The organism is Enterococcus sp. 3G1_DIV0629, assembly GCF_002141285.1.
Lineage (GTDB): Bacteria > Bacillota > Bacilli > Lactobacillales > Enterococcaceae > Enterococcus_B > Enterococcus_B lactis.
On sequence record NZ_NGLI01000003.1, the window covers coordinates 127,735 to 150,238 of the forward strand.

Below are 22,504 nucleotides of genomic sequence, written 5' to 3' on the forward strand. Positions count from 1 at the left end.
TCAATCAGTGTTGGTTTTATCTTCTGTTTTTATTTTTTCAGATCATTGACAAAATAACCGTATTATCGGCTGACTACACTGATATGCTGTTTTTCATGTTGTTTATCCAGTATCTCATCTACTAATGCAATCGCGTAATCTGCCATGCTGATCGTACTGTCGCCAACAGCGTTTCTTTGTAAATAATCATCACTTAATAAATAAGTGCCTGTACGCTTGCCGTGTGGATCAAATAAAGAAGCTGGACTGATATAAGTCCACTGTAGATTTTTAGATTGTTTCAATTTTAGCAATCCTTCGTACATATTGAAAGCTGTTGGATAGAAGGGTGCATTTTTAGGCACTTGGTCAATCATACGAGTCGTCTTTTCTGTATCTAAGAATAACGAAGAGGCACCCCCAACGACAATTAAGCGTGTATCGGTTCCTTCAAGTATCTCAATCAAATGGGACAAAGAAGTTTGATGCATTTCTTCTTTTCCTTTAGGAGCGTTGAAAGTATCAACGACAACATCAAAAGATGCAAGATCAGTAGTTGTCAACTCAAATAAATCCTTTTGTATAAACGAAACATCTGATGGCAATTTTTCTGGATGACGCACGATTGCCGTCACGTCTAAATCTCTGGACAATGCTTCGTCTAAAATAAATGAACCTGCATGACCAGTAGCGCCAATGATTGCGATTTTCATAAAAAAACCTCCTTTTTTATTCCTGTCCATTGTAAGCAGTTACTGGATATTCGTCAAAGAATCCGTTTTTTGAAAAGCTTAGTGCGCATTCCTTTCATGGTTCGTGATCATTGGGTATAGTTAAATTAAGAAAACTAGTTGATCAAATAGAAGATGAAGGAGATAAGAAATGAAAGAGTGGTTAGATCGTACCTTTTTACCAATGGTAACATCTGTTGTGAATCTTAGACCCTTAACTGCTTTGCGTAATGGAATGACTTATACGATCCCGATAATTATAGTTGGTTCGCTGTTTTTCTTATTTGCTCATTTTCCTGTAGCTTACATCGCTCAGTGGATAGATAAAACAGGATTTTCTATGTATTTTAAACAAGTATACCAGGCTACATTTGACGTGATAGCCTTTTGGATCGTTTTTGCTATTGCGTATGCTTATGCAAAAGAAGAAAACATCGATCGCTTGCCAGTCGGCATGACAGCCTTGTCTGCTTATCTACTACTTATTCAGCCACTTAATGTTCAGGTAGAGATAGATAATATCTGGACAGGCGGTGAAGGGATAATAGGAGCAGTTGCAACCGGGCTCCTCATTGGATGGGGCTATGCACGTTTAGCAAGATTTGCGAAAGGATGGAGGCAAAATGGGAAGATTCCTGAAAATGTTTGGCAGTCTTTTACTTCATTGATCCCAATACTTGCTATAGTTACTTTTACGCTTATAGGTTCAGCGGTTTTTCAACAGTTGTTCGGGATGACTGTCATTCAAGGAATATGGACGTACGTCCAGCTTCCGATCCAATCGTTGATAGACACGTTATTCGGTGTGCTTTTATTAGGTTTTTTTGTCCCGTTTTTATGGCTATTTGGTCTTCATGGATCTGCGATGGTCAATGGGTTGGTTAGTCCGATCTTACAAGCAAACTCATTAGCAAATGCAGAAATCTTAGCCTCTGGAAAAGAATTGACTGTGGCAAATGGCGGGCATATCGTTACTCAGCAATTTCTTGATCAATTCATGACTGTTACCGGAGCAGGTTTGACGTTAGGGGCTGTATTTTTTATGATGTTTTTTGCGAAATCGAGGAAATACCGAGAATTAGGAAAACTTTCTCTTTTACCAGCCTTTTTCAATATCAATGAATCGATTATTTTTTCCACACCGATCGTGATGAACCCGATGATGGCTGTTCCTTTTATTTTCGCGCCGATCCTCTCGGGATTGATTACCTATTCCGCTTTATATTTTGGATTTGTTCCTTTATTTACAGCGGTCCAAGTTCCTTGGACAACACCGCCGATCCTCTCGGGTTTTTTAGTAGGCGGAGTGCCTGCAGCGATTTTACAAGGTATCGTGCTGGCAATTAGTTTTTTTATTTATTTCCCATTTTTGAAAAAAATAGATTCTGCAAACTTCAAAAAGGAAAGACAGACAAAAAATGATGGAACAGCAGAAAAGATCATCGACTAAAAAAACAAAAATACTCCTGTCGCTTTAGATTGGAAAAATCACCAATCTAGGATGACAGGAGTATTTCTAATCATGTTTATACCAGTCCTTTTTGGACAGCTAATTGAACAAGAACAACTAATGTGTTCATCCCTACGTGTGTGATCATCGATGTCCAGATCCGACCAGTAGCTTTGTACTCTAGGCTGAAGAAGAAACCTAGGAAAAAGTAAATCAGCAAATGACCATCATTATGAGCAAACGCAAACAGCAAAGAGCTGATCACTGCCCCGACCCAAAAATTTGAATACCGGCTGATGATCCCCAGTATGCTGCGGCGGAATACGAACTCTTCCATGATGGGTCCTGCAACAGTTGTCGCCAAAATAAAAGCAGGTGCTTCCATGATCATCTGGATGATATTTTGTGTATTCTCAGAAGGGGTTGCTTCGCCAAACAATACAGATTCCAGCATGACAGCAATGCTTTGCAGAATCAATGCGACAAAGATCCCCACTAATCCATAAATAACGATCTTTGGAACAGAAGCTTTTTTTACTGCTGATTCGATTGCTAACGGTTCACGTTGCTTAAAATAAAAAATAGCTAGGACAACCGCGCCCAGTATATACATGACTGCAGTTGCTGTGATCAATTCAGACGTAGATTTTACAAGTCCTATCGAAGCTAGGATCAAGGGTGAGATAAAAATTAGACCATAGCAAAAAATGCTGAGGAAACTATATTTTTTTAAAGACATGTAATTCCTCCTTTAAGGGATAACAAGCATGCAAGGCAAGCTTTTATCGATTGATTTCAATTATATCATAATTTCAATAAGCAACTGTCAGAATAAAATTTCTTTTCTTTGATTTAAAAGCTTGCAAAAAAGAGGGAGAATGAGTATTATTAAAAATGTAGGTTAGCACTCGAAGGTTAAGAGTGCTAACGGATTAAAAAAAGAGTTATCGGAGGGATTTATCGTGTTAAAACCATTAGGTGATCGCGTCATTATCGAAGTCGCAAAAGAAGAAGAAAAAACTGTCGGAGGAATCGTTTTAGCTTCTGCAGCTAAAGAGAAACCCCAAACTGGGACAGTTGTTGCAGTCGGTGAGGGCCGTTTGTTGGAAAACGGTGAAAAAGTTCCTGCCGCTGTGAAAGCAGGCGACCAAGTTATGTTCGAAAAATACGCCGGTACAGAAGTAAAATACGAAGGAAAAGAATATCTGATCGTCGCAGGAAAAGATATCATGGCGATTGTTGAGTAAATTTTGAAGATAGAAAAAATAATCAAAAATAATCGATGAGGTGAATCAATCATGGCAAAAGAATTGAAATTTGCAGAAGACGCACGCGCAGCTATGTTACGCGGGGTAGATAAATTAGCAGATACAGTGAAAGTAACATTAGGACCTAAAGGCCGAAATGTCGTACTAGAAAAATCTTACGGCTCTCCATTGATCACAAATGATGGTGTGACGATCGCAAAAGAAATCGAGTTAGAAGATCATTTTGAAAACATGGGTGCAAAACTTGTATCAGAAGTAGCATCAAAAACAAATGATATTGCCGGTGACGGAACAACGACAGCAACTGTTTTGACACAAGCAATCGTTCGCGAAGGTTTAAAAAACGTAACTGCAGGTGCTAATCCTCTAGGCATTCGCCGCGGGATCGAATTGGCAACAAAAGCCGCAGTGGAAGAGTTGCATAATATCTCAACTGTTGTTGATTCAAAAGAAGCCATTGCACAAGTAGCAGCTGTTTCTTCAGGTTCTGATAAAGTTGGACATTTGATTGCTGATGCAATGGAAAAAGTTGGAAACGACGGTGTCATCACAATTGAAGAATCAAAAGGAATCGAAACAGAACTAGATGTTGTAGAAGGTATGCAATTTGATCGTGGTTACTTATCACAATATATGGTAACAGATAACGACAAAATGGAAGCTGTTCTAGAAAACCCATATATCTTGATTACAGACAAAAAAATCTCTAACATCCAAGATATTCTGCCATTGTTAGAACAAATCTTGCAACAATCACGTCCATTATTGATCATTGCTGACGATGTAGATGGCGAAGCATTACCAACGCTTGTCTTGAACAAGATCCGCGGAACATTCAATGTAGTAGCTGTAAAAGCTCCTGGCTTCGGTGATCGTCGTAAAGCAATGCTTGAAGATATCGCTATTTTGACAGGTGGTACAGTAATTACTGACGATCTAGGTCTAGAATTAAAAGATGCAACAATCGAAAACTTAGGAAATGCGTCTAAAGTTGTTGTAGATAAAGACAATACAACGATCGTAGAAGGTTCAGGAGAAAAAGGAGCCATCGAAGCGCGTGTGCAATTAATCAAAAACCAAATTGCTGAAACAACTTCTGATTTTGACCGCGAAAAATTACAAGAACGCTTAGCTAAATTAGCAGGCGGTGTAGCTGTTGTTAAAGTCGGTGCAGCTACTGAAACAGAATTGAAAGAATTGAAATTACGCATTGAAGATGCATTGAATGCTACGCGTGCCGCAGTAGAAGAAGGAATGGTCTCAGGTGGTGGTACAGCTCTAGTGAACGTTATCAGCAAAGTTTCTGCTGTAGAAGCAGAAGGAGACGTGGCAACAGGTATCAAGATTGTTGTTCGTGCCTTAGAAGAACCAATTCGTCAAATCGCTGAAAACGCTGGTTATGAAGGATCAGTGATTGTTGATAAATTGAAGAACGTAGAACTAGGTACTGGTTTCAACGCTGCTACTGGAGAATGGGTAAACATGGTTGAAGCAGGTATCGTAGACCCAACCAAAGTAACACGTTCTGCCTTGCAAAATGCCGCTTCCGTTTCTGCCTTGTTATTAACAACAGAAGCAGTCGTTGCAGATAAACCAGAACCAGCAGCACCAGCAGCTCCTGCAATGGATCCATCAATGATGGGCGGTATGATGTAAGAAAAGCACCTTGCTTATCTAGCGTAGCCCATTATTTGAGAAAGATAGATAAAAAGTAGAAAAGGAAGCGAAATACTTCCTTTTCTACTTTTTTTGTATACTTATTCATAATAAGTGTTATTTAAATGGTATCATTTGCTTTTGCGAGTAGTTGGAAACTATACTATTTATAAAGGATTATGCATATTTTTTGAATTCGCATAGTTATTTATTTTATCTGCTAAAAACAGATAGCCAGATAGGAATAACTATGCTATATTTATAATATCATTATAATGTATGCGTATTCAAAATGGAGCTTCGGTAACAATAAAAACAGGAGGAGAAAAAATGAATGGATTAATGAGTTGGATGGAGAAGTATATTTTGCCAGTTGCAACGAAAATCGGGTCGGAGAAACACTTGGTTGCATTGAGGGATGCTTTTATTGGTACGATGCCAGCTACGATGGCAGGAGCAATTGCTGTTTTACTGAACGCATTTATGCGGGATTTTCCGAATACGTATCTAGGTGAAGGGAATGCAATCACGACATTTTTTACCCCAGTCATTGGCGTAAATGGATTGATCTGGAATGGTACTTTAGCTATTATGGCAGTGGTCTTTGCCTTATCACTAGGAGCGAATCTAGCGAAAGCCTATGAGGTCGATCCTGTCTCAGGAAGTATTGTTTCTCTGGTTGCTTTTATTATTGGCTTACCCGATGCAGCAACAGCGGTGTTGACATTGCCCGAGAAGCTTTCGCAAGACGCAGCAGATTTGATTACTTCTGCAGGTGGTGTGATTGCTGGAACGCCAGACGGAGGACAAACGTTATCAGTAGGCGCATGGGGCTATTTTAATTTTGGTAAATATATGGGTGGGTCTGGTTTATTCACTGCTATGATCTTTGGATTTATTTCTGTCATTATTTTTGCGATTCTGATCAAGAAAAAGATCATCATACGGATGCCGGATTCTGTGCCACCTGCTGTAGCAAGAGCTTTTGCGGCGATTATTCCTGCATTAGTTTCTTTATACGTCGTTGGTGTGATTAATTATATCTTTAGACAAACAGCTGGCGAGCCGCTGATTGACTGGATTTCTGAAGCCATCCAATCTCCTTTGATGAACTTGTCACAAGGTTACGGAGCGGTCTTTATCATTGTTCTTCTTGTGCATGTTCTTTGGTTTTTTGGTCTTCACGGCACAAATATCATGTCACCCGTTTTGCAGACCTTATATGGTACCGCGATGGTCGAAAACACGAATGCCTTTCAAAATAATGAGCCCATCCCTTTCAAATGGGTGGCAGGTTCTTTTGAAGCTTTTGTCTGGCCGGGAGGAGCTGGAGTCACGCTGGTGTTGATAGTTATGATTTTATTTTTATCTAAACGGGCAGATTATAAAACGGTAGGAAAGTTGGGGATTGCACCAGGAATCTTCAATATCAATGAACCAGTGATGTTTGGTCTTCCTGTTGTGTTGAATCCGCTGTTGATGATTCCGTTCATCTTGGCACCTCTTGCGACTGCAACGATCGCCTATTTTGCCACGATGGCTGGGCTTGTTCGTCCGGTTGTAGTAAATGTGATCTGGGTCATGCCAACGATCATCAGTGGATTTTTAGCTACTGCGGGAGATTGGCGAGCCATCGTTTTAACAATCGTTAATTTAATAGTAGCTGCTTTGATCTGGGCGCCATTTATTTTAGCAGCAAACCGCTTAGATCCAAATTTAGGTGAACCAGAGGAATAGAACTTTTCTATTGCAAAACAAACTCCTTGATATGAGACGCGTTTCATACACTATACTCAAAGTATCAAAAGGAGGGCTTGCAATGAATACCTATGTAGAGATAACAGATGGCACAACGAACAAATATTTTTATGCGTTTGTCGAGTTTAAGGGGTCCATATTAACGTTGTACAGTTTTCAAGGGCTGAATAAGAATATAGTAAAAGAAATACCGATGAATGAAATCGAAACGTTGACAAAAGATATATATTGGGGTGGACAGCGGATCAGTTTTTCTCATGATGGAAAAATGTATCAGTTTTTTGAATGCGGTCCAGCTGTGGTAGACTATTTACAAGAAAATCTTTTTGTATAGGTGGCGAAGCAGCAGTGGCAAATATTCGAGATATCGCAAAGCTCACAGGTTATTCAGTTTCTACTATTTCACGTGTAATCAATGGACATCCATATGTAGATGAGGAAAAAAGGAAAGAAATACTTGCGGTCATGAAAAAAGTCGATTATATCCCTAATGCAAAAGCCAGACAGTTGAGTTATGGAAAAACGAAAAGTATTGGAGTAATCTTGCCTTATACCAACCATCCGTACTTTGATCAGCTGATCAGTGGGATCATTGAAGAGGCGTTTGACTATGATTACAAAGTGACGCTTTTACCGACGGGTTATCAGAAAGAAAAAGAGCGAAGCTATCTTGAAGAATTTGCAGCTAAAGCGTTCGATGGATTGATCATCACATCTCGTGCCAATACACTAGAAGATTTGCTAGATTATCAAAAATATGGTCCTCTAGTTTTTTGTGAAGAAATCAAGGAAAAACAGGCAAGTTGCGTCTTTATTGATCGAGAACAATCGATTACAGAAGGTCTTTCTTATTTGAAGCAGCAAGGGGTAAAACGATTGGGCATCACATTGGGGCGAAGTGGCAGGCTGAGTTATAATTCAAAGATCACTTTGCAACTATGTCGTCGACTTTTTCCGTTTTTTGATGAGTCACTTGTTTTTTGGGATTGCATAGATGCAGAGAAAGGAAAACAAGCAGGTAACTTTTTTAAAGACCATAGAGTTGATGGGGTTTTTACAAATTCGGATATGGTCGCAGCAGGCATCTTGCAAAGCTATCTGCAAGATAAGACACCAGTGGTGATTGGACGCGATAATTTGCTGATCAGCGAGCTTCTTGGCTTTCCAACGATCGATCACCATCTGGAAGCTTGCGGAGAAATGGCTTTTCAATTGTTTCTTACAGAAAAAAAGGATAAAGTGAAAATACCTTATACGTTTATTCAGCGCTGAATTTTGGCAAAACACTTGTAAAAAATGAATCAGACACCAAATGTTAGTATAAAAAATCTAACTTTGGTGTCTGATGTTTTGTTGTTCGGTCGTTTTTGTCGGATCATGTAAACTGTTATGCCTTTTTTTGGATGATTTCATTTAATGCTTTCGCTGCACCTTGACCACTTCGTTCGTCATAATATGCAGTGAATCGTTCATCGGCTTCGTACATCACCCCTAATCCTTTATGCGCTTCTGGCTGATATTCAGACCAGCTGTAAGATAACCACTTCTTATGAGCTTGAAAGATGCGATCTGCTAAGTTTTCATCTGCAGGGGCTTGTAAATAAAGAGTGAGATCAGCTAACATCTGCTTTTCAACAGTTTGCATTTCTTCATACGTTTCTTTATCCATATTCATCCATTTTTCGTTGGATGCTGTAACCTTTTCTTCCCCGTATTTTTGTCGAATCTCTTGTCCATAAGTTTCTTCATTTTCTTTCAATTTTTGTTGTTTGAACCCTTCAAATTTTTCTTTATCACTCATTTTTCTTCCTCCTTCGTATCTATCAAGTGTTTGTTGGACAGTTGCCAAGAGGATGTCGATTTGTGCCCGTTTTTCTAGAAGCATCTGCTGATGTTCGATTAAAGCTTTCTGGTGGTCAAAATGCGGATTATCTAAGATTTCTTGAATATCCTCCAACTTGAATGCCAACGTTCGATAAAATAAGATATGTTGCAGACGATCGACTTCTTTTTTGCCATAAATCCGATAACCTGAGGAATTGATCCTAGCTGGCTTTAGCAGTCCAATCTCATCATAAAAACGCAAGGTTCTCGGACTGATTCCCGATATCTCTGACATTTTCTTTATTGTGTATTCCATTATTTTTCCTCCTGACAAATGTAAGCATAATCCTTTACGTAACGAGAAGGTCAAGAAAAAAATGTATTTTTTTCTCATGAAATTATGTTATACTATTAAGTGATAAAAGGTAAATCCTTTTGTTTTTAAAGGTTCAATTGTAACCGATTCCTTAATGTTGGGAACAACGGGGAATATATATGGGATTGAATCTAAATCGACTATATAGAAAAGAGGAATGAGATGAAGCTAATCGAAACACCTGTGAATAGTAATTTAAATATTAAGACATTTTATCCTAAAGTAGTAGAATTCTTTTTTGGGAATACGGCCATTAATTATTACAAATTATTTTCGTTAGATCGGACACAGTTGCTGCTAGTGGACACATATGATAAAAAGCAAGTTGTGATGATCAATACGAAGAAAAAAATCACAAGGCAAGAAATCGACTATGCGATTCATCACGTTTTAAAAATGACACGGGAAGATGTCAAAGTCCATGTAGGAGTGAAACAGGAGCTGGAACGTGCCGGAATACAATTCAAACGTCCAAATAAAGATATTGTAGTTGTCGAACAAAAGAATCCGATTGATTGATGTCCTAATCGCTAATCATCTTTATGCTAAACCGCTCCATACTTATGATGTATACAGTAAAAAAGAGGTTGTGAAAAAGCTGTTCTGCATCAAGTAATAAGAACAGCCAAACAAAAATAGTTCGTCATATTTTTTGTTTGGTTGGGCTTATTACCGCAGATGCAAGCTTTTGAGCACCGTTTAAGGAAGAGGTTGTGAAATCAGTTTTTGAGCTAATACCGAGGGTCAGCTGATTGAGCACCGTTTACCAAGAGGTCGTAAGCCTGCCGTTCAGCTCCGAGTCACAAGAAACAATTTCAAAAAACAGCTTCTTATGTTTTATGGATATTGTGACTTGTGACCGAGGAGTTAGCAGGAGAACACCATTTATTCGGAAAAAGGGACTGTGACAGACTTTTGTCGCAGCCCTTTTTTGCAATCCAATTATACGAACAGTTGTGGTTTAATTGACGGCAGCTTTTTTCTTTCAGGTCTTTTTAAAAGCAAGTGAAACTTCTTATTTTCATGAGCTTTTTTCAATTCAAGGTACAACTTGACATAATCTGTCTTTCCTTCCAAAAAATTCACTACATAATAACTTGTATCCGTTTCTTTGGGCATAAGATGTACAGAAGAGACGATCAGAAAATCAATGGGTTGTATTTCTTCATAGGATAATTCCTTCAGTTCGATAAAGGACAAGTCTTTTAAAAAATTCTTGATATCTTGGGTAAAAAAATAATTTGTTTCCATCACTAAAGAAACTTGTAACTTAGTTGAATGTTCATTGTCCTCACAACATTGCAAAGTCAGCCATGCAAATATTTCAGCTAAATCATTACAGCAAATAGAAAGCCATTGATAATTATGTCGCCGCCCCATCTTGTTCAAGAAGAAGGTAAAATGCTCTTTTAAATAGTAATAACTTGAAGACTTCTTTTTATGAAAATAATTCATTAGAAAGAAAAGTGTCGGTACACGCTTTGGAAAAAGATAATAACAAAAAAGAATATTAAATAAATGGAGGTGAACAATTTGATTGTGTTGAAAAACACGGTCATCAGGAAAAATCTCAGTTTGCCAATAATTGTCAAGTTCTTTCAATAATGAAGAAAGCAGCTGTCCTTTTTTGTCGAATATGTCTAAAGCTTCATTAAGAGTAGGATTCTCATATTGAAAGGTCGGTGCATAAAACACCATAAATTGTGCAAAACGAAATTCACTGTCTTGATGAGAGGTGGGAATAGAAAAATGTTCACCAAAAAGGCATTTTATTCGATGATCATTACTAAAAACTGCTTCGCTATAGCGAGGGTCATCCTCTACATAGTGACCTTGTGCAATCCGCTGAGTGGTAATCCCAGCAAAAAGACAAACTTCTTTTTTTCCTACGAAACTCCAATTTAAAGATGTATGCTTAGTAAGTTCAGCCAATTTTTTTAATAACTCAGATTTTGAGACGTAAAAAGCATAATCTTCATTTCCGCGAGAAGCTGCCCAAAGAATATTGAATAATATCAAGCGAATCAAGCGTTCGTCTCCTTTGAAAGATAATTGGCTGCGATTAAAAATGACATCGAATTCCTGTACATAATCGGCTAATGACTGCAGATGCCGCATAGCAGAAGCACGACTAATGAAATTTTCTTGGCAGAATTCCACCAGATTTTTCTCTGGATAGAAAAGAGAAGATTTGATCGCGCGATAAGGGAGGCTATGCTGGATAAGATATGAATAATAATAATCATAGTTTAAATCAGTTGGCAGATTCTGGTTGATCTTGTTTTTTGACAATAATTTGAATCCAGAAAAGCAAAAGGCATCAAATTCATTCTCCATTTCATTCAATATATTTTTTACGATAGTAGAAGATAGATCAAGTTTTTTACTGATCTTTTTGATAGTTAATTCATGTTGCTCCTCCAATAGATGAAAAATTGCTAACTTGCGGCGTTCTTTCTGGGTAAACACAATATTGAAAAACATAGGACCTCCTTTTTGATTGCTTATTTCTTTAAATAATTAAAAATACAAATATTTTATAAACTATTATTCAACTCCAGATCATTTCTAGATACCTCTTCATTTTTCTTTATATCCACTTAAATTATATTTTTCTCATTTTTTTGATTTTATTCCCATTTTATTGTCTCAAATTTGATCGATAAATACAATTTATTTGAGAAACCACTTTCATTATTTATAGGTTAATGTTTTTTATTAAGTTGATTGCTACCTTTTATTATGGATTTAATGTCTGTTTACGGTATTTTTTTGTTATTATATTTTTTAACACCTTTTTTCTAATCTATTTGCAATCTTATTTTAATTAAGTTAAATTTTAGTTATCGGATAAAAGATGAGAACGACTATATCGGAGCTTTTTGAAAAAATCTCACTAATATTCAAGAAGGGGAAGAGAGGAAATGAAAAAAACGAAAACTGTCTCACATTATGGCAGTGTAGTTTTTATGGTTGCTGTACTATTTTTATCGCAACTTACGGGACTGTCGCAGATCACTTTTGCCAAGACTGAGTCTGAAAAAGTAGTAGCTGATGAACATGCGAATATTGTGATCGATTACGAAATGGATGAGGAACTGAAGCAGATACAATGGAGTATGACGTATGAGAAGCATGCAAAAGATGAAGCTGAATATCAAATGCAATTTAAGCTGGAAATAGTTGAACATGAAGGATTATTACTGAGAGAAAGCATTCAGGAAATCGAACGAACCTTTGGAAAAGTAGGACCAGTTGATGAGGAATGGTACTACGCAGGTGATTTTTCTTCGGAGAATGAGAGAATTGAAATCGTTTTTAAAAGCCTCATAGTAGAAGAATATAATCAATATCATCTAAAAATTACGCCAAGACTGATGAAACAAACAGGAGATGAATTAGAAGAGATATTCATTGGTGACCAGACAGAGTACGTAGTCGCAGTTGATTTGCCGGAAAATACCGCCGTATCTGAAATAAATGGGGAGCCTACTGAGATTTCTGATAAGCCAGAAGCATCAAGAGAAGAACCAGTGGAAAATGCTCAAACAGAAGCGGAAGAAGTTGAAACCTATGCCGCAAATACATTAGATTCCAATTTGAATGGTGCTTTTGCAGATGCTATTCCTTTAAATCACTTGTTTGCAAGACCAAGTCATATTTTCACACTTGCACCTAATGTCGCAACATTAGATCAAGACTACCGATTAAGTTATATGACGCCTTCAAATTTGAGTTCATTGCTATATAACAGAGGGCATATGGTTTCAACAAGTTCTAACAGGATTGATTTTACGAACATGTCTACGGATATCGGATTTACAAGTTATCTCTATTTTGATGAAGATACAGAGGGAATCACGTTCTTTCTTCATGATGGGAATCCTACTAATTTGTTTTTCAGCAGACGGGGTATCTACAATATGTATGATCCTACAGCAGGGCATTCACCTAAGTCATTAGGAGCGTATTATCACCCAGATCTTTTGACAGGTATAGCTCCTATTGATAAATATATAGCGAATGGAATGATTCTTGAATTCGATAATAAAATTTCTAATGGTCCTCTTCTAAATCTCAATGCATTAGGAGATCGAGAATTCTCTGGTGCCCATATTGCAGCAGCGCCTTCGGGTAATCCGACTACTAAATCTTTTAAAAAAGACTTTGGCAGAAACAGTGAATTTTCGACTGGTAGCTGGTGGAAATTGGATATCAACATTACCCCAGCAGGGATGCTTACCTTTACAATGGAGGATCTGCGCCAAACAGGAGGATATGGCATAACAGAAGGCGTCATCAATATCAATGACTATTTTACCAATCTTCCATCGAAGAAACTATATTGGGGATTCACTGCGACTGCTGAATTTTCCCTTCTTAGTCCTCGTGCAGATGCAGCAATCTTTTTAACCAATCCACGATTTGAGGTCCAAGGGGAATTGGTGCATGAGATTACAACGCAAGAGCAAGGTGTGACGGTGAATGTGAATGGCAAAAAAATCCCTATCAATACAGAATTGGAACACACCGTTACATTTTACAACGAAGAAGGCGATGGTAGTATCTTCCTTAATCCTAGCGAAGATAATGGTATCACTATCTTGACTTCTGATGAAGAAGAAAGTAAATCCAATCCTTTTGAGTTTACTGAATTAATCTTATTAGAAGATGGCTATCAACCATATTTTACGTATCAAGAACTAGATAGTGACGGTAAAAATGCTACATCAATAGATGTAAATGCTTTTTATGTTTCATCCACCCAGCGCTTTTATCCAGAGGAAGCTATCGAGATTCCTATAGGAACAGAAGTGACGTTGCATTACAAAACAAAAGTAAAACCAGAGTTTCAAGGACTTGAAAACCATAACGTCTATGAACGGGTAGAGTTTATTGGTAGATCAGGCACTACAACCGGTGAGTATTATCATGCTCAAGTCGAACATGCAGTTGAATACGAGATCCAGCGTGAACCTAACCACCCACCAGAAATTGACAACTTACGAACGACAAATGAAGTGTTTGGCGAAAAAAATACATTTATTGATTTTCAAGATCCGTTCCATTTTACATTTGATTATCTTGATCCAGACTTAGATCGTTTGTATTACAGCGTATGGATCAATGATGAGTTATTGATTGAAAATCAGATAATCACAGATGCAGAAGAAGAATTCAAAATGCATCAATCACGAGGGTTCAAAATCGATCTAAAAGATTCAGAAGGTGTTTTCAAACTAGGAGAAAATACAATCAAGCTCACCCTTACTGATAATCGACCTATCAATGATGAGATTACTTATCTAGAGCTAAATGGAACCTTCACTGTTGAAGGATTTATCGGATTTGAATTCGTGACAGAAGAATACAGCTGGAAGTATGCTCGATCACAATTGCCAATGAACAGACAAGCACAAGCTCGTGAAGAAGGGATGCGTGTTGTTACTAGAAACACATTGAATACATCGGATTCATATAGAGTGACCGTATCCGCTGAAGAACTAAATCATGTGGATATGCAACATGCGATTAGTGAAGAGTATCTTGTGTTCAAAAATGAACGGGGAGAAATCGCACTTTCTGCTTTAACGCTTGAGATTGACAAAAAGTATGAATTTTCGGAGGAAGAAGGGCTATTGCTGCGGCTAAACAATCAAGAGGCGTTAGGCGTATATTCTGGAACGATCACGTGGAAAATTGAGGATGTGTTATAGCAAGAAGCTAGCTTTGAAAGGGGGGATCGTATGGCTGGCTAGATACTAGAAAAAAAGTGGAAAGGAGAAAACAATGAAATCAAAAATCCGATACTGGATAATTTCTGTTCTTCTTCTACTCCTGTTCTCGTTATCGATGCCAGTGGTGAATGCTGCTACCCAAGCTGGTGAAACGCATGCAGTCATAGAAATCAATGAACGGGAGATAGGAAAGCAGACTGAAATGGGAGAAGAAAAACAGAAAAGCAGTTTTCCAGAGGCAAATGAAGCAAAGGCAGGATTGATTTCATTTGCTGGGACGCTGTTGATTATCGGCGTTATTTTAGTCTATCGTCATCAAATACGTGGAGGCGAAAAACATGAAAAATAGATTTTCGCTAGCGTTATGGAGTGCATTATTCATAGGAATGTTTAGCTGTTCTTCTGCTGTTCACGGACAGACCGAGGGCACGACTTCTCTGAAAATCGTTCCTTTGAATGAACAATTTCCACGGATGCTATACATTGATGATTTACTGTTCGTATCGCGCTATACAGATGAACACAATCAAATCCATCGAGAGAGCAACGATTTATCGATTACCTTTCTTGATTCTCGAAAAGAGAGCACAGAATGGCAACTACAACTGAAAACAGAAGACTTCCGTTGTAAAAAAGATGGCCATCTTTTGACTGCCGATTATCAATTAGGCAGAGGCATGTTCAGCGGAAAGAACGAAGAAGCTGTCGAAGGATTGGAAGCTTTCGAATATGATCACCAAGATGCAGGAAAAGAGTATCGTACGATCATCCAGTCAACAGGAAACAAAGAACGTGGAATCGTTACATATACGATTCCTGGCGAGCAGTCAACACTCTCTTTTCCTGAGGGGACATCTAGTGGTCATTACTACTCGAAACATTATTGGCGATTTGTGAATGCAGAATTTTGATGAGAAAAAAGGAGGACAAAAAATGAAAAAATTAGTAGGGGTTTTAAGTACAAGTGCGATGTTATTTACATGTTTTGCACCAACAGTCATGGCAGCAGAATTTGGTGAACCAATGGATGGAACGACTAGAGTGGAGATCACTGACTTTTTAGTAGTGGATGATCTTCCAACTTACCCAGGAATTTTTACACTCGATGATGTTCCTGATATCGATTTTGGTGAACATACGGTCGAACAGATCAGTACGAATGCTACTGTTGAAGGTTCTTTCGTTGGAGAATTAAGAGCTTCCGACTTTCGTCCGCTAGAAGCCAGCAAAACAGAAGCTTTAGAATTGATCAGCGAATACACTGGTGTTGAAGATACAACAGAGCTGACATCAGCTTGGGAGAATGCTGTAGTTGCGGGAGATTGGGTATTGACAGTAAGTGCAACAAACTTAACAGATGATATTGCTTCTGCTCTTACGATTAATGGAGAAAATGTATTAGAATCTGCAACAACTCTTCCGATATCTTATGTTTCAGGTACATTTGATCATATAAATGAGCTCACATCAGAAGCGCCAACACTAACAGTCAAAGCGAATACACCGGTTGGAGAGTATACTGGGACAGTTACTTACACAGCAGTTGATTCGATCTAACAGCAATATTACAAGTAAAATAATTTGTTTTACTTGTAAACAACCGCAAAAGGATGGAGCGGATAAGCTAACTCCATCCTTTTTACATAAAATGGAGGGATGAAAAGTGAGACGACATTTAGTATTGGTTTTGATAATTTTGTTAATACAGCTAGTTTTTCCTGGAATCGTCGTTTTTGCTGATGAAAACCATGGAGCAGACTATAGCGTCCATCCTATTTTACCGGACAATCAGCGAGAAGGACGTTCATTCTTTGATTTACGAGTAGAACCTGGAACAAAACAGACACTACAGATCCAGATCAATAATTTTTCTGACCAGGAGCAAACGTACTTTATCAATGTCAATACAGCTCAGACAAACGGAAACATAGTGATTGACTACGGACAAAATGAATTACCAGAGGAATCAATCATTCAGCAACCCATTTGCGCATTGGTCGATTATCCAAAAGAAGCAGTGATTCCAGGGAATAAAGCAGGAGTCGTTACTTTAGAAGTACAAGCACCTGATACTTCCTTTGATGGAATCTTATTAGGCGGGATCCAAGTGAAAAAAGATTTTTCAGCTGAAAAAGAAGAAAGTAATCAGCCTTTTTTTAGCGAATACGCTTATGTGGTTGGGTTGATGATGAGCGCAAATGACAAGGAAGTTGTGCCGGATCTGAAGTTGAATGAGGTACGTTCCGAAGTGATCACCAACAATGCTGGTGTGGTTGCTGTGCTAGAAAATCCTCAACCAATCAATATCAAGGGAGTGACCGTTGAAGCAACTGTTCATTCAAAAGGACAGGAAGAACCGATAATGACACGAAAAATCGAAAATGGTGGTATTGCTCCTGAATCAGTTTTTGCTATGCCTATTTATCATGGGGAAGCTGGAAATACGAAACCTTTAGAATCGGGGGATTATCAACTTTTAGTCGAAGCACAAGATGAGACAGGGCAAAAGTGGTTGCTGACAAAAGACTTTACGATTACGAAAGAACAAGCAAACTCAGTCAATCATGAGGTTTTTACTGTAGAAAATAATACAAATTCTTTGTTGTATATCATTATCGGTGCCCTAGCAGCGGTTCTTTTAGTCGGTGGTTTCTATGTATATCGCAGAGGAAAGAAATTCCGCAGAAGGTGATTCCTATCGAATATTAAGTGAAATCTGTTTTATAAGAAGTAGGAAAAATAAGAGTAGGGGCTGTGACAAAAGTCTTGTCGCAGCCCTTTTTTCCGGATAAACGGTGTTCTCCTGCCAACTCCTCGGTCACAAGTCACAATATTCAATAAACATGAGGAGCTGTTTTTTGAAATTGTTCCTTGTGACTCGGAGCTGAACGGCAGGCTCACGACCTCTTTCTTAAACGGTGTTCAATCAGCTGACCCTCGGCATTAGCTCAACAAACGGCAAAATATGAGGAACTATTTTTCCGTTTGTTTCTCTAATACTCAGGTCAGAACGCTGATTTCACAACCTCTTCCTTAAACGGTGTTCAAAAGCCAGTTTCTCGGTATTAAGTCCAATTTATGCAAAAATGTGGAAAGCCATTTTCACAAAATTTTTCTTAATACTCGAAACTAAGCGGCTTTTTCACAACCTCTTTTTCAGAAAATAATGAAGATTTCTTTTCCTATCAATTTTTTTTGTTATAATGGGTAGGAAATGAAAACTTGCCAAGAGGAGTAATACAAGATGAATAATACTTACCCAGACGACAGTTTGACGCTGCATACGGATCTATATCAAATCAATATGATGCAGACATACTGGGAATTAGGTCGAGCTGATTTACATGCTGTTTTTGAATGTTATTTTCGAGAAATGCCTTTTAACCACGGGTACGCGGTTTTTGCAGGATTGGAACGGTTAGTCAATTATTTAGAGAATCTGACGTTTAGTGATTCCGATATTGCTTACTTACGTGGCTTAGAAGTCTATCCTGAAGGGTTTTTGGAGTATTTACAAAATTTTGAATTTAAAGCAACGGTTCGTTCTGCTCGTGAAGGTGAATTAGTTTTTGCAAATGAACCATTGATCCAAGTGGAAGGTCCTTTGGCACATTGTCAATTAGTAGAAACAGCACTGTTGAATATGGTCAATTTTCAAACGTTGATCGCGACAAAAGCAGCTCGCATCAAATCTGTGATCGGAGAAGATCCGCTCTTGGAATTTGGGACTAGACGAGCGCAAGAATTGGATGCGGCAGTCTGGGGAACTAGAGCGGCATATATCGGCGGAGCAGATGCAACAAGCAATGTACGTGCTGGAAAGATATTTGGGATACCAGCTAGCGGGACTCATGCGCATTCGTTAGTCCAATCTTATGGAAATGATTATGAAGCATTTATGGCGTACGCTAAAACCCATAAAGACTGTGTGTTCTTAGTCGATACTTATGATACGTTGAAATCAGGTGTGCCAAGTGCAATCCGCGTAGCAAAAGAATTAGGTGATAAAATCAACTTCCAAGGCGTACGTATCGACAGTGGAGATATGGCCTATATATCTAAGCGTGTTCGGGAACAATTAGATGCAGCTGGATTTACGGAAGCAAAAATTTATGCTTCGAATGACTTAGATGAAGCAACGATTTTGAATTTAAAGATGCAAAAAGCTAAAATTGATGTATGGGGTGTTGGAACAAAACTGATTACCGCTTATGATCAGCCAGCCCTTGGTGCAGTATTCAAACTAGTATCAATTGAAGATAGCGAAGGAAACATGATGGATACGATCAAGTTATCAAGCAATGCGGAAAAAGTGACAACTCCAGGAAAAAAACAAGTATGGCGTATTACTCGAAACTCTGATGGGAAATCTGAAGGAGACTATGTCACATTATGGGATGAAGATCCACGAGAAGAAGAAGCTATCTTTATGTTTCATCCAGTGCATACGTTTATCAATAAAACTGTTCGGGATTTTACCGCTCGCCCCGTTTTACAAGATATCTTTATCGAAGGAAAAAGAGTATACGAACTACCTGTACTAAACGAAATCAAAGAATATACAAAAGAAAATCTAGATTCACTGTGGGAAGAGTACAAACGAGACTTGAATCCGCAAAAATATCCGGTCGATCTATCTACTGAATGCTGGAACCATAAAATGGCTACGATGGAACGAATGAAAAAAAGCGTAGCAGAACTTCATACAGAAGCATAGGAGGAGAATAAATGAGCCTGCAAACAGAAATCATCAATGAATTAGGTGTCAAACCAACAATTGATCCAACAGAAGAAATTCGTAAAAGTATTGATTTTATGAAAGCTTATTTGAAAAAATATCCGTTTCTTAAAACCTTCGTATTAGGTATTAGCGGTGGTCAAGATTCTACTTTAGCAGGTCGTTTGGCGCAACTAACGATGGAAGAAATGCGTGAAGAAACGAAAGATGAAAGCTATCAATTTATCGCTGTTCGTCTTCCTTATGGTGAACAAGCAGATGAAGAAGATGCAAAAGCTGCCCTTGACTTTATCCAGCCTGATGTCAGTCTGCGAGTAAATATCAAACCAGCTGTTGATGCACAAGTACAAGTATTAAGTGAAGCAGGTGTGGAAATCAGCGATTTTAACAAAGGAAATATCAAAGCACGACAACGAATGATTACACAATATGCCGTAGCTGGAGAAAGAGCAGGAGCTGTGTTAGGGACAGATCATGCTGCAGAAAACATCACTGGCTTTTTCACGAAATTTGGTGATGGGGGAGCCGATATCTTACCATTGTTCCGTTTGAACAAACGGCAAGGGAAACAATTGCTTCAAGCATTGAATGCACCGGAAAAGCTATACACAAAAATTCCGACTGCAGATCTTGAAGATGGGAAACCAATGATTGCGGATGAAGTCGCACTAGGTGTTACGTATGACGAAATCGATGATTATCTAGAAGGAAAAGAAGTTCCCGCTCAAGCACAAGAAAAAATCGAAGCGTGGTGGAACAAGACGCAGCATAAACGTCATTTGCCAATTTCTGTTTTGGATGATTTTTGGAAATAACAATAAAATAAAAAAACAGCCGTCCCTTCATAGGGATTGGCTGTTTTTTCTTTATAAAATAGAAAAGAAAAGTATCAGCTGTAGTAAACTTTTAATTTGATATCCTGGTCGTAATTACCGAATCCTTTACCAAATAAAGTACAGCCACCTACATGTTCGGCATCTTCTTTCACTTCGATTCGCAAATGCCAAGTGTCTTGATCTTTAGGGATGTCGTTGATCGTGATGTCTGACAAAGGTTCCCCATTCATATTTGTCAAATGTTTGGTGATTCGAATCGTCTTCAGCAAGCCGTATTGATTGAGATTATCTGGATACCAGTCAGGCGTATATTTCCCGCGGATATCAGCAAAATCTCCAGGGCTCGTCCATGTTCCTAGCTCTACGCCATTTAGGCTGAAAGTGATATCGGAAGGCCAATTGTCATTTGAAAAAGGAAATTCAGAAGAAATTTCCACAGAAACTTCCAACATTTCTAATGTATCCTCTGCATTCAAAAAATTAGGTGACTGATACTCGACAAACCCGCTGGTAAACCAGAGGATACGAGCATCCATCCTTCGAGGATCCACAAAATAGCGTGGTTCATCCACTTTTCCGATAAAGTCATGGATCGTCGCTAAACCACATGTCGGTTCAATTGCATAATTCGTATAGTGACCAATAGGTATCGATGTTTCTTTCGTGTCAAAAGCATTGAATATTTTTTCTGGGAAACTGATATCTATTTTATCGACACGAAGGCTCGAAATTTTTTGTTGTCCTATTTTCTCTGTTTTGATGATGTTTGCTTCTTCTAACTTTTTCACGTGCATCGTCGTGATCGCGCTGCTTACTCCAAGTTCTTTTGCCAAATCTTTGACATTCATCTTCTTTTTGGAAAGCAGCTGAATGATCCTGATTCTTGTTTTGCTAGCTAATGCTTCATATACCGGTAAGGATTCCTCGTTTATTTGTAGTTGCATAATTTTCCTCGCTTATTTTTCTGTTAACTATATATTAACACTAACATTAATATAGTCAATCTTTTTATAAATTACGGCTTTTATTATTAACTTTTATATTAATTATATCTAGTATTTGTTTTATAATTAACAAAAATATTATTGACAACGCTTTCTTAAAGAGGTAACATTCATTTATAAATTAATTAAGGAGGAGACACAATGACAGTTGAAGTACAAGAAGAAGTAAAAATCAAAGAGATGAATGAGAATTATCAAAAGCCGTTGATTATTCAAAGGGCAGATCCATTTATCTATAAACATGTGGACGGATATTATTATTTCATTGCTTCTGTGCCTTCATACGATCGTATTGAATTACGCCGTTCAAGAACGATTGCTGGTCTAGCTTATGCAACACCACGTACAATCTGGCGAAAACATGAGACGGGCGAGATGAGCAAACTAATTTGGGCTCCAGAGATTCATTATATTGCTGGAAAATGGTATATCTATTTTGCTGCAACGCATACAGAAGAGATTATTGATGGATTGTTCACTCATCGAATGTATTGTTTAGAGTGTGAAGCGCAAGATCCGATGGTAGACGAAAATTGGCACGAAAAGGGTCAAGTGGTGTCGCACTTAGATACTTTTTGTTTAGATGCCACAGTGTTTGAACAGAATAATCATTTATATTATGTTTGGGCACAAAAAGACAATGCTATTGAAGGAAATTCTAATTTATATATAGCAGAAATGACTAATCCGTGGACATTGAAAACAGAACCAGTTATGCTGACAAAACCAGAATTTGAGTGGGAATGTAAGGGCTTTAAAGTAAATGAGGGACCTGCAGTATTGATGCGGAATGGAAAAATTTTCATCACTTATTCTGCAAGCGCTACCGACGAAAATTATTGTATGGGAATGATTTATGCTGATTTGGAATCTGACTTATTGAAAAGAGAAAATTGGACAAAGGTGACAGAACCTGTTTTCCAGAGCGACCTTTCTACACAACAATACGGACCTGGACATAATTCTTTTACTATTGCAGAAGATGGAGAAACAGATATTCTGGTTTATCACTGTCGGGACTATACGGAGATCAAAGGTGATCCGCTATACGACCCGAACAGACACACAAAAGTACAAGCTTTTGGTTGGGGTAACGATGGTTTCCCAATTTTTGGCAAGCCGCTTCCATATTTGAATGACTAAGAG

The 22,504-nt window shown here is 38.2% G+C and carries 20 protein-coding genes; 15 read left to right on the forward strand and 5 right to left on the reverse strand.

The annotated features are described in order from the left end of the window. Positions 1-62: 62 nt before the first annotated feature. Positions 63-692 carry an NAD(P)-dependent oxidoreductase gene (locus A5816_RS12890; RefSeq protein ID WP_086311481.1) on the reverse strand — a complete coding sequence of 210 codons (630 nt, stop codon included), beginning with the start codon at positions 690-692 and terminating at the stop codon, positions 63-65. A gap of 169 nt (positions 693-861) precedes the next feature. Here A5816_RS12890 and A5816_RS12895 point away from each other — a divergent pair, with 169 nt between their 5' ends. After that, positions 862-2,160 (forward strand): PTS sugar transporter subunit IIC, encoded by a 1,299-nt coding sequence (locus A5816_RS12895; RefSeq protein WP_086311482.1) that lies wholly within the window; start codon positions 862-864, stop codon positions 2,158-2,160. A gap of 76 nt (positions 2,161-2,236) precedes the next feature. Here the strand turns inward: A5816_RS12895 and A5816_RS12900 are convergent, their stop codons facing one another. After that, complete coding sequence (locus tag A5816_RS12900; RefSeq protein WP_086311483.1) at positions 2,237-2,899, reverse strand: CPBP family intramembrane glutamic endopeptidase; 663 nt, start codon at positions 2,897-2,899, stop codon at positions 2,237-2,239. 223 nt (positions 2,900-3,122) lie between these two features. On the opposite strand from A5816_RS12900, the gene groES reads away from it, so the two are divergent. The 5 genes from groES to A5816_RS12925 all read left to right on the forward strand — a co-directional run bounded on the left by groES (position 3,123) and on the right by A5816_RS12925 (position 8,114). Then, positions 3,123-3,407, forward strand: coding sequence for a co-chaperone GroES (groES, locus tag A5816_RS12905; protein WP_002288862.1), 285 nt, complete (start codon positions 3,123-3,125; stop codon positions 3,405-3,407). A gap of 51 nt (positions 3,408-3,458) precedes the next feature. Then, positions 3,459-5,084, forward strand: a complete 1,626-nt coding sequence (gene groL, locus A5816_RS12910; RefSeq protein WP_086311484.1) for a chaperonin GroEL — start codon at positions 3,459-3,461, stop codon at positions 5,082-5,084. Between the two features lie 330 nt (positions 5,085-5,414). Next, the gene (locus tag A5816_RS12915; RefSeq protein ID WP_002310042.1) at positions 5,415-6,821 is read left to right on the forward strand and encodes a PTS sugar transporter subunit IIC; all 1,407 of its coding nucleotides are present in this window, start codon (positions 5,415-5,417) and stop codon (positions 6,819-6,821) included. Between the two features lie 82 nt (positions 6,822-6,903). Then, positions 6,904-7,176: a hypothetical protein gene (locus A5816_RS12920; RefSeq protein ID WP_002310043.1), complete on the forward strand. Its 273-nt coding sequence runs from the start codon at positions 6,904-6,906 to the stop codon at positions 7,174-7,176. A gap of 14 nt (positions 7,177-7,190) precedes the next feature. Next, positions 7,191-8,114, forward strand: a complete 924-nt coding sequence (locus A5816_RS12925) for a LacI family DNA-binding transcriptional regulator (protein ID WP_086311485.1) — start codon at positions 7,191-7,193, stop codon at positions 8,112-8,114. Positions 8,115-8,229: 115 nt separating this feature from the next. Here the strand turns inward: A5816_RS12925 and A5816_RS12930 are convergent, their stop codons facing one another. After that, a complete protein-coding gene (locus A5816_RS12930; RefSeq protein WP_086311486.1) occupies positions 8,230-8,982 on the reverse strand; it encodes a MerR family transcriptional regulator in 753 nt (250 codons plus the stop codon). A gap of 222 nt (positions 8,983-9,204) precedes the next feature. Here A5816_RS12930 and A5816_RS12935 point away from each other — a divergent pair, with 222 nt between their 5' ends. Continuing rightward, positions 9,205-9,561 carry a DUF1827 family protein gene (locus tag A5816_RS12935; protein WP_086311487.1) on the forward strand — a complete coding sequence of 119 codons (357 nt, stop codon included), beginning with the start codon at positions 9,205-9,207 and terminating at the stop codon, positions 9,559-9,561. 423 nt (positions 9,562-9,984) lie between these two features. Here A5816_RS12935 and A5816_RS12945 read toward each other — a convergent pair whose 3' ends face one another. Next, the gene (locus A5816_RS12945; RefSeq protein WP_086311488.1) at positions 9,985-11,526 is read right to left on the reverse strand and encodes a helix-turn-helix domain-containing protein; all 1,542 of its coding nucleotides are present in this window, start codon (positions 11,524-11,526) and stop codon (positions 9,985-9,987) included. Between the two features lie 440 nt (positions 11,527-11,966). On the opposite strand from A5816_RS12945, the gene A5816_RS12950 reads away from it, so the two are divergent. The 7 genes from A5816_RS12950 (at position 11,967) to nadE (ending at position 20,333) form a co-directional block, all read left to right on the forward strand. Further along, positions 11,967-14,759, forward strand: coding sequence for a hypothetical protein (locus tag A5816_RS12950; protein ID WP_086311489.1), 2,793 nt, complete (start codon positions 11,967-11,969; stop codon positions 14,757-14,759). A 73-nt stretch (positions 14,760-14,832) separates the two neighbouring features. After that, positions 14,833-15,129: a hypothetical protein gene (locus tag A5816_RS12955; RefSeq protein WP_010732927.1), complete on the forward strand. Its 297-nt coding sequence runs from the start codon at positions 14,833-14,835 to the stop codon at positions 15,127-15,129. Then, entirely contained in the window at positions 15,119-15,691 is a 573-nt protein-coding gene (locus A5816_RS12960; RefSeq protein ID WP_002374805.1) for a hypothetical protein, read from the forward strand. Before A5816_RS12955 ends, A5816_RS12960 begins: the two co-directional genes overlap by 11 nt. Before the next feature lie 22 nt (positions 15,692-15,713). Further along, on the forward strand, positions 15,714-16,337 hold the full coding sequence (locus tag A5816_RS12965) for a hypothetical protein (protein WP_086311568.1): 624 nt from the start codon (positions 15,714-15,716) through the stop codon (positions 16,335-16,337). A 106-nt stretch (positions 16,338-16,443) separates the two neighbouring features. After that, positions 16,444-17,472: a DUF916 and DUF3324 domain-containing protein gene (locus A5816_RS12970; protein ID WP_086311490.1), complete on the forward strand. Its 1,029-nt coding sequence runs from the start codon at positions 16,444-16,446 to the stop codon at positions 17,470-17,472. A gap of 552 nt (positions 17,473-18,024) precedes the next feature. Next, positions 18,025-19,497 carry a nicotinate phosphoribosyltransferase gene (locus A5816_RS12985; RefSeq protein WP_002374800.1) on the forward strand — a complete coding sequence of 491 codons (1,473 nt, stop codon included), beginning with the start codon at positions 18,025-18,027 and terminating at the stop codon, positions 19,495-19,497. Between the two features lie 11 nt (positions 19,498-19,508). Next, a complete protein-coding gene (gene nadE, locus A5816_RS12990) occupies positions 19,509-20,333 on the forward strand; it encodes an ammonia-dependent NAD(+) synthetase (protein WP_038399083.1) in 825 nt (274 codons plus the stop codon). 74 nt (positions 20,334-20,407) lie between these two features. On the opposite strand, the gene A5816_RS12995 is transcribed toward nadE, so the two are convergent. Beyond that, complete coding sequence (locus A5816_RS12995; protein WP_002310057.1) at positions 20,408-21,298, reverse strand: transcriptional regulator; 891 nt, start codon at positions 21,296-21,298, stop codon at positions 20,408-20,410. Between the two features lie 201 nt (positions 21,299-21,499). Here A5816_RS12995 and A5816_RS13000 point away from each other — a divergent pair, with 201 nt between their 5' ends. Continuing rightward, positions 21,500-22,501, forward strand: coding sequence for a family 43 glycosylhydrolase (locus tag A5816_RS13000; protein WP_086311491.1), 1,002 nt, complete (start codon positions 21,500-21,502; stop codon positions 22,499-22,501). Positions 22,502-22,504 lie beyond the last annotated feature (3 nt).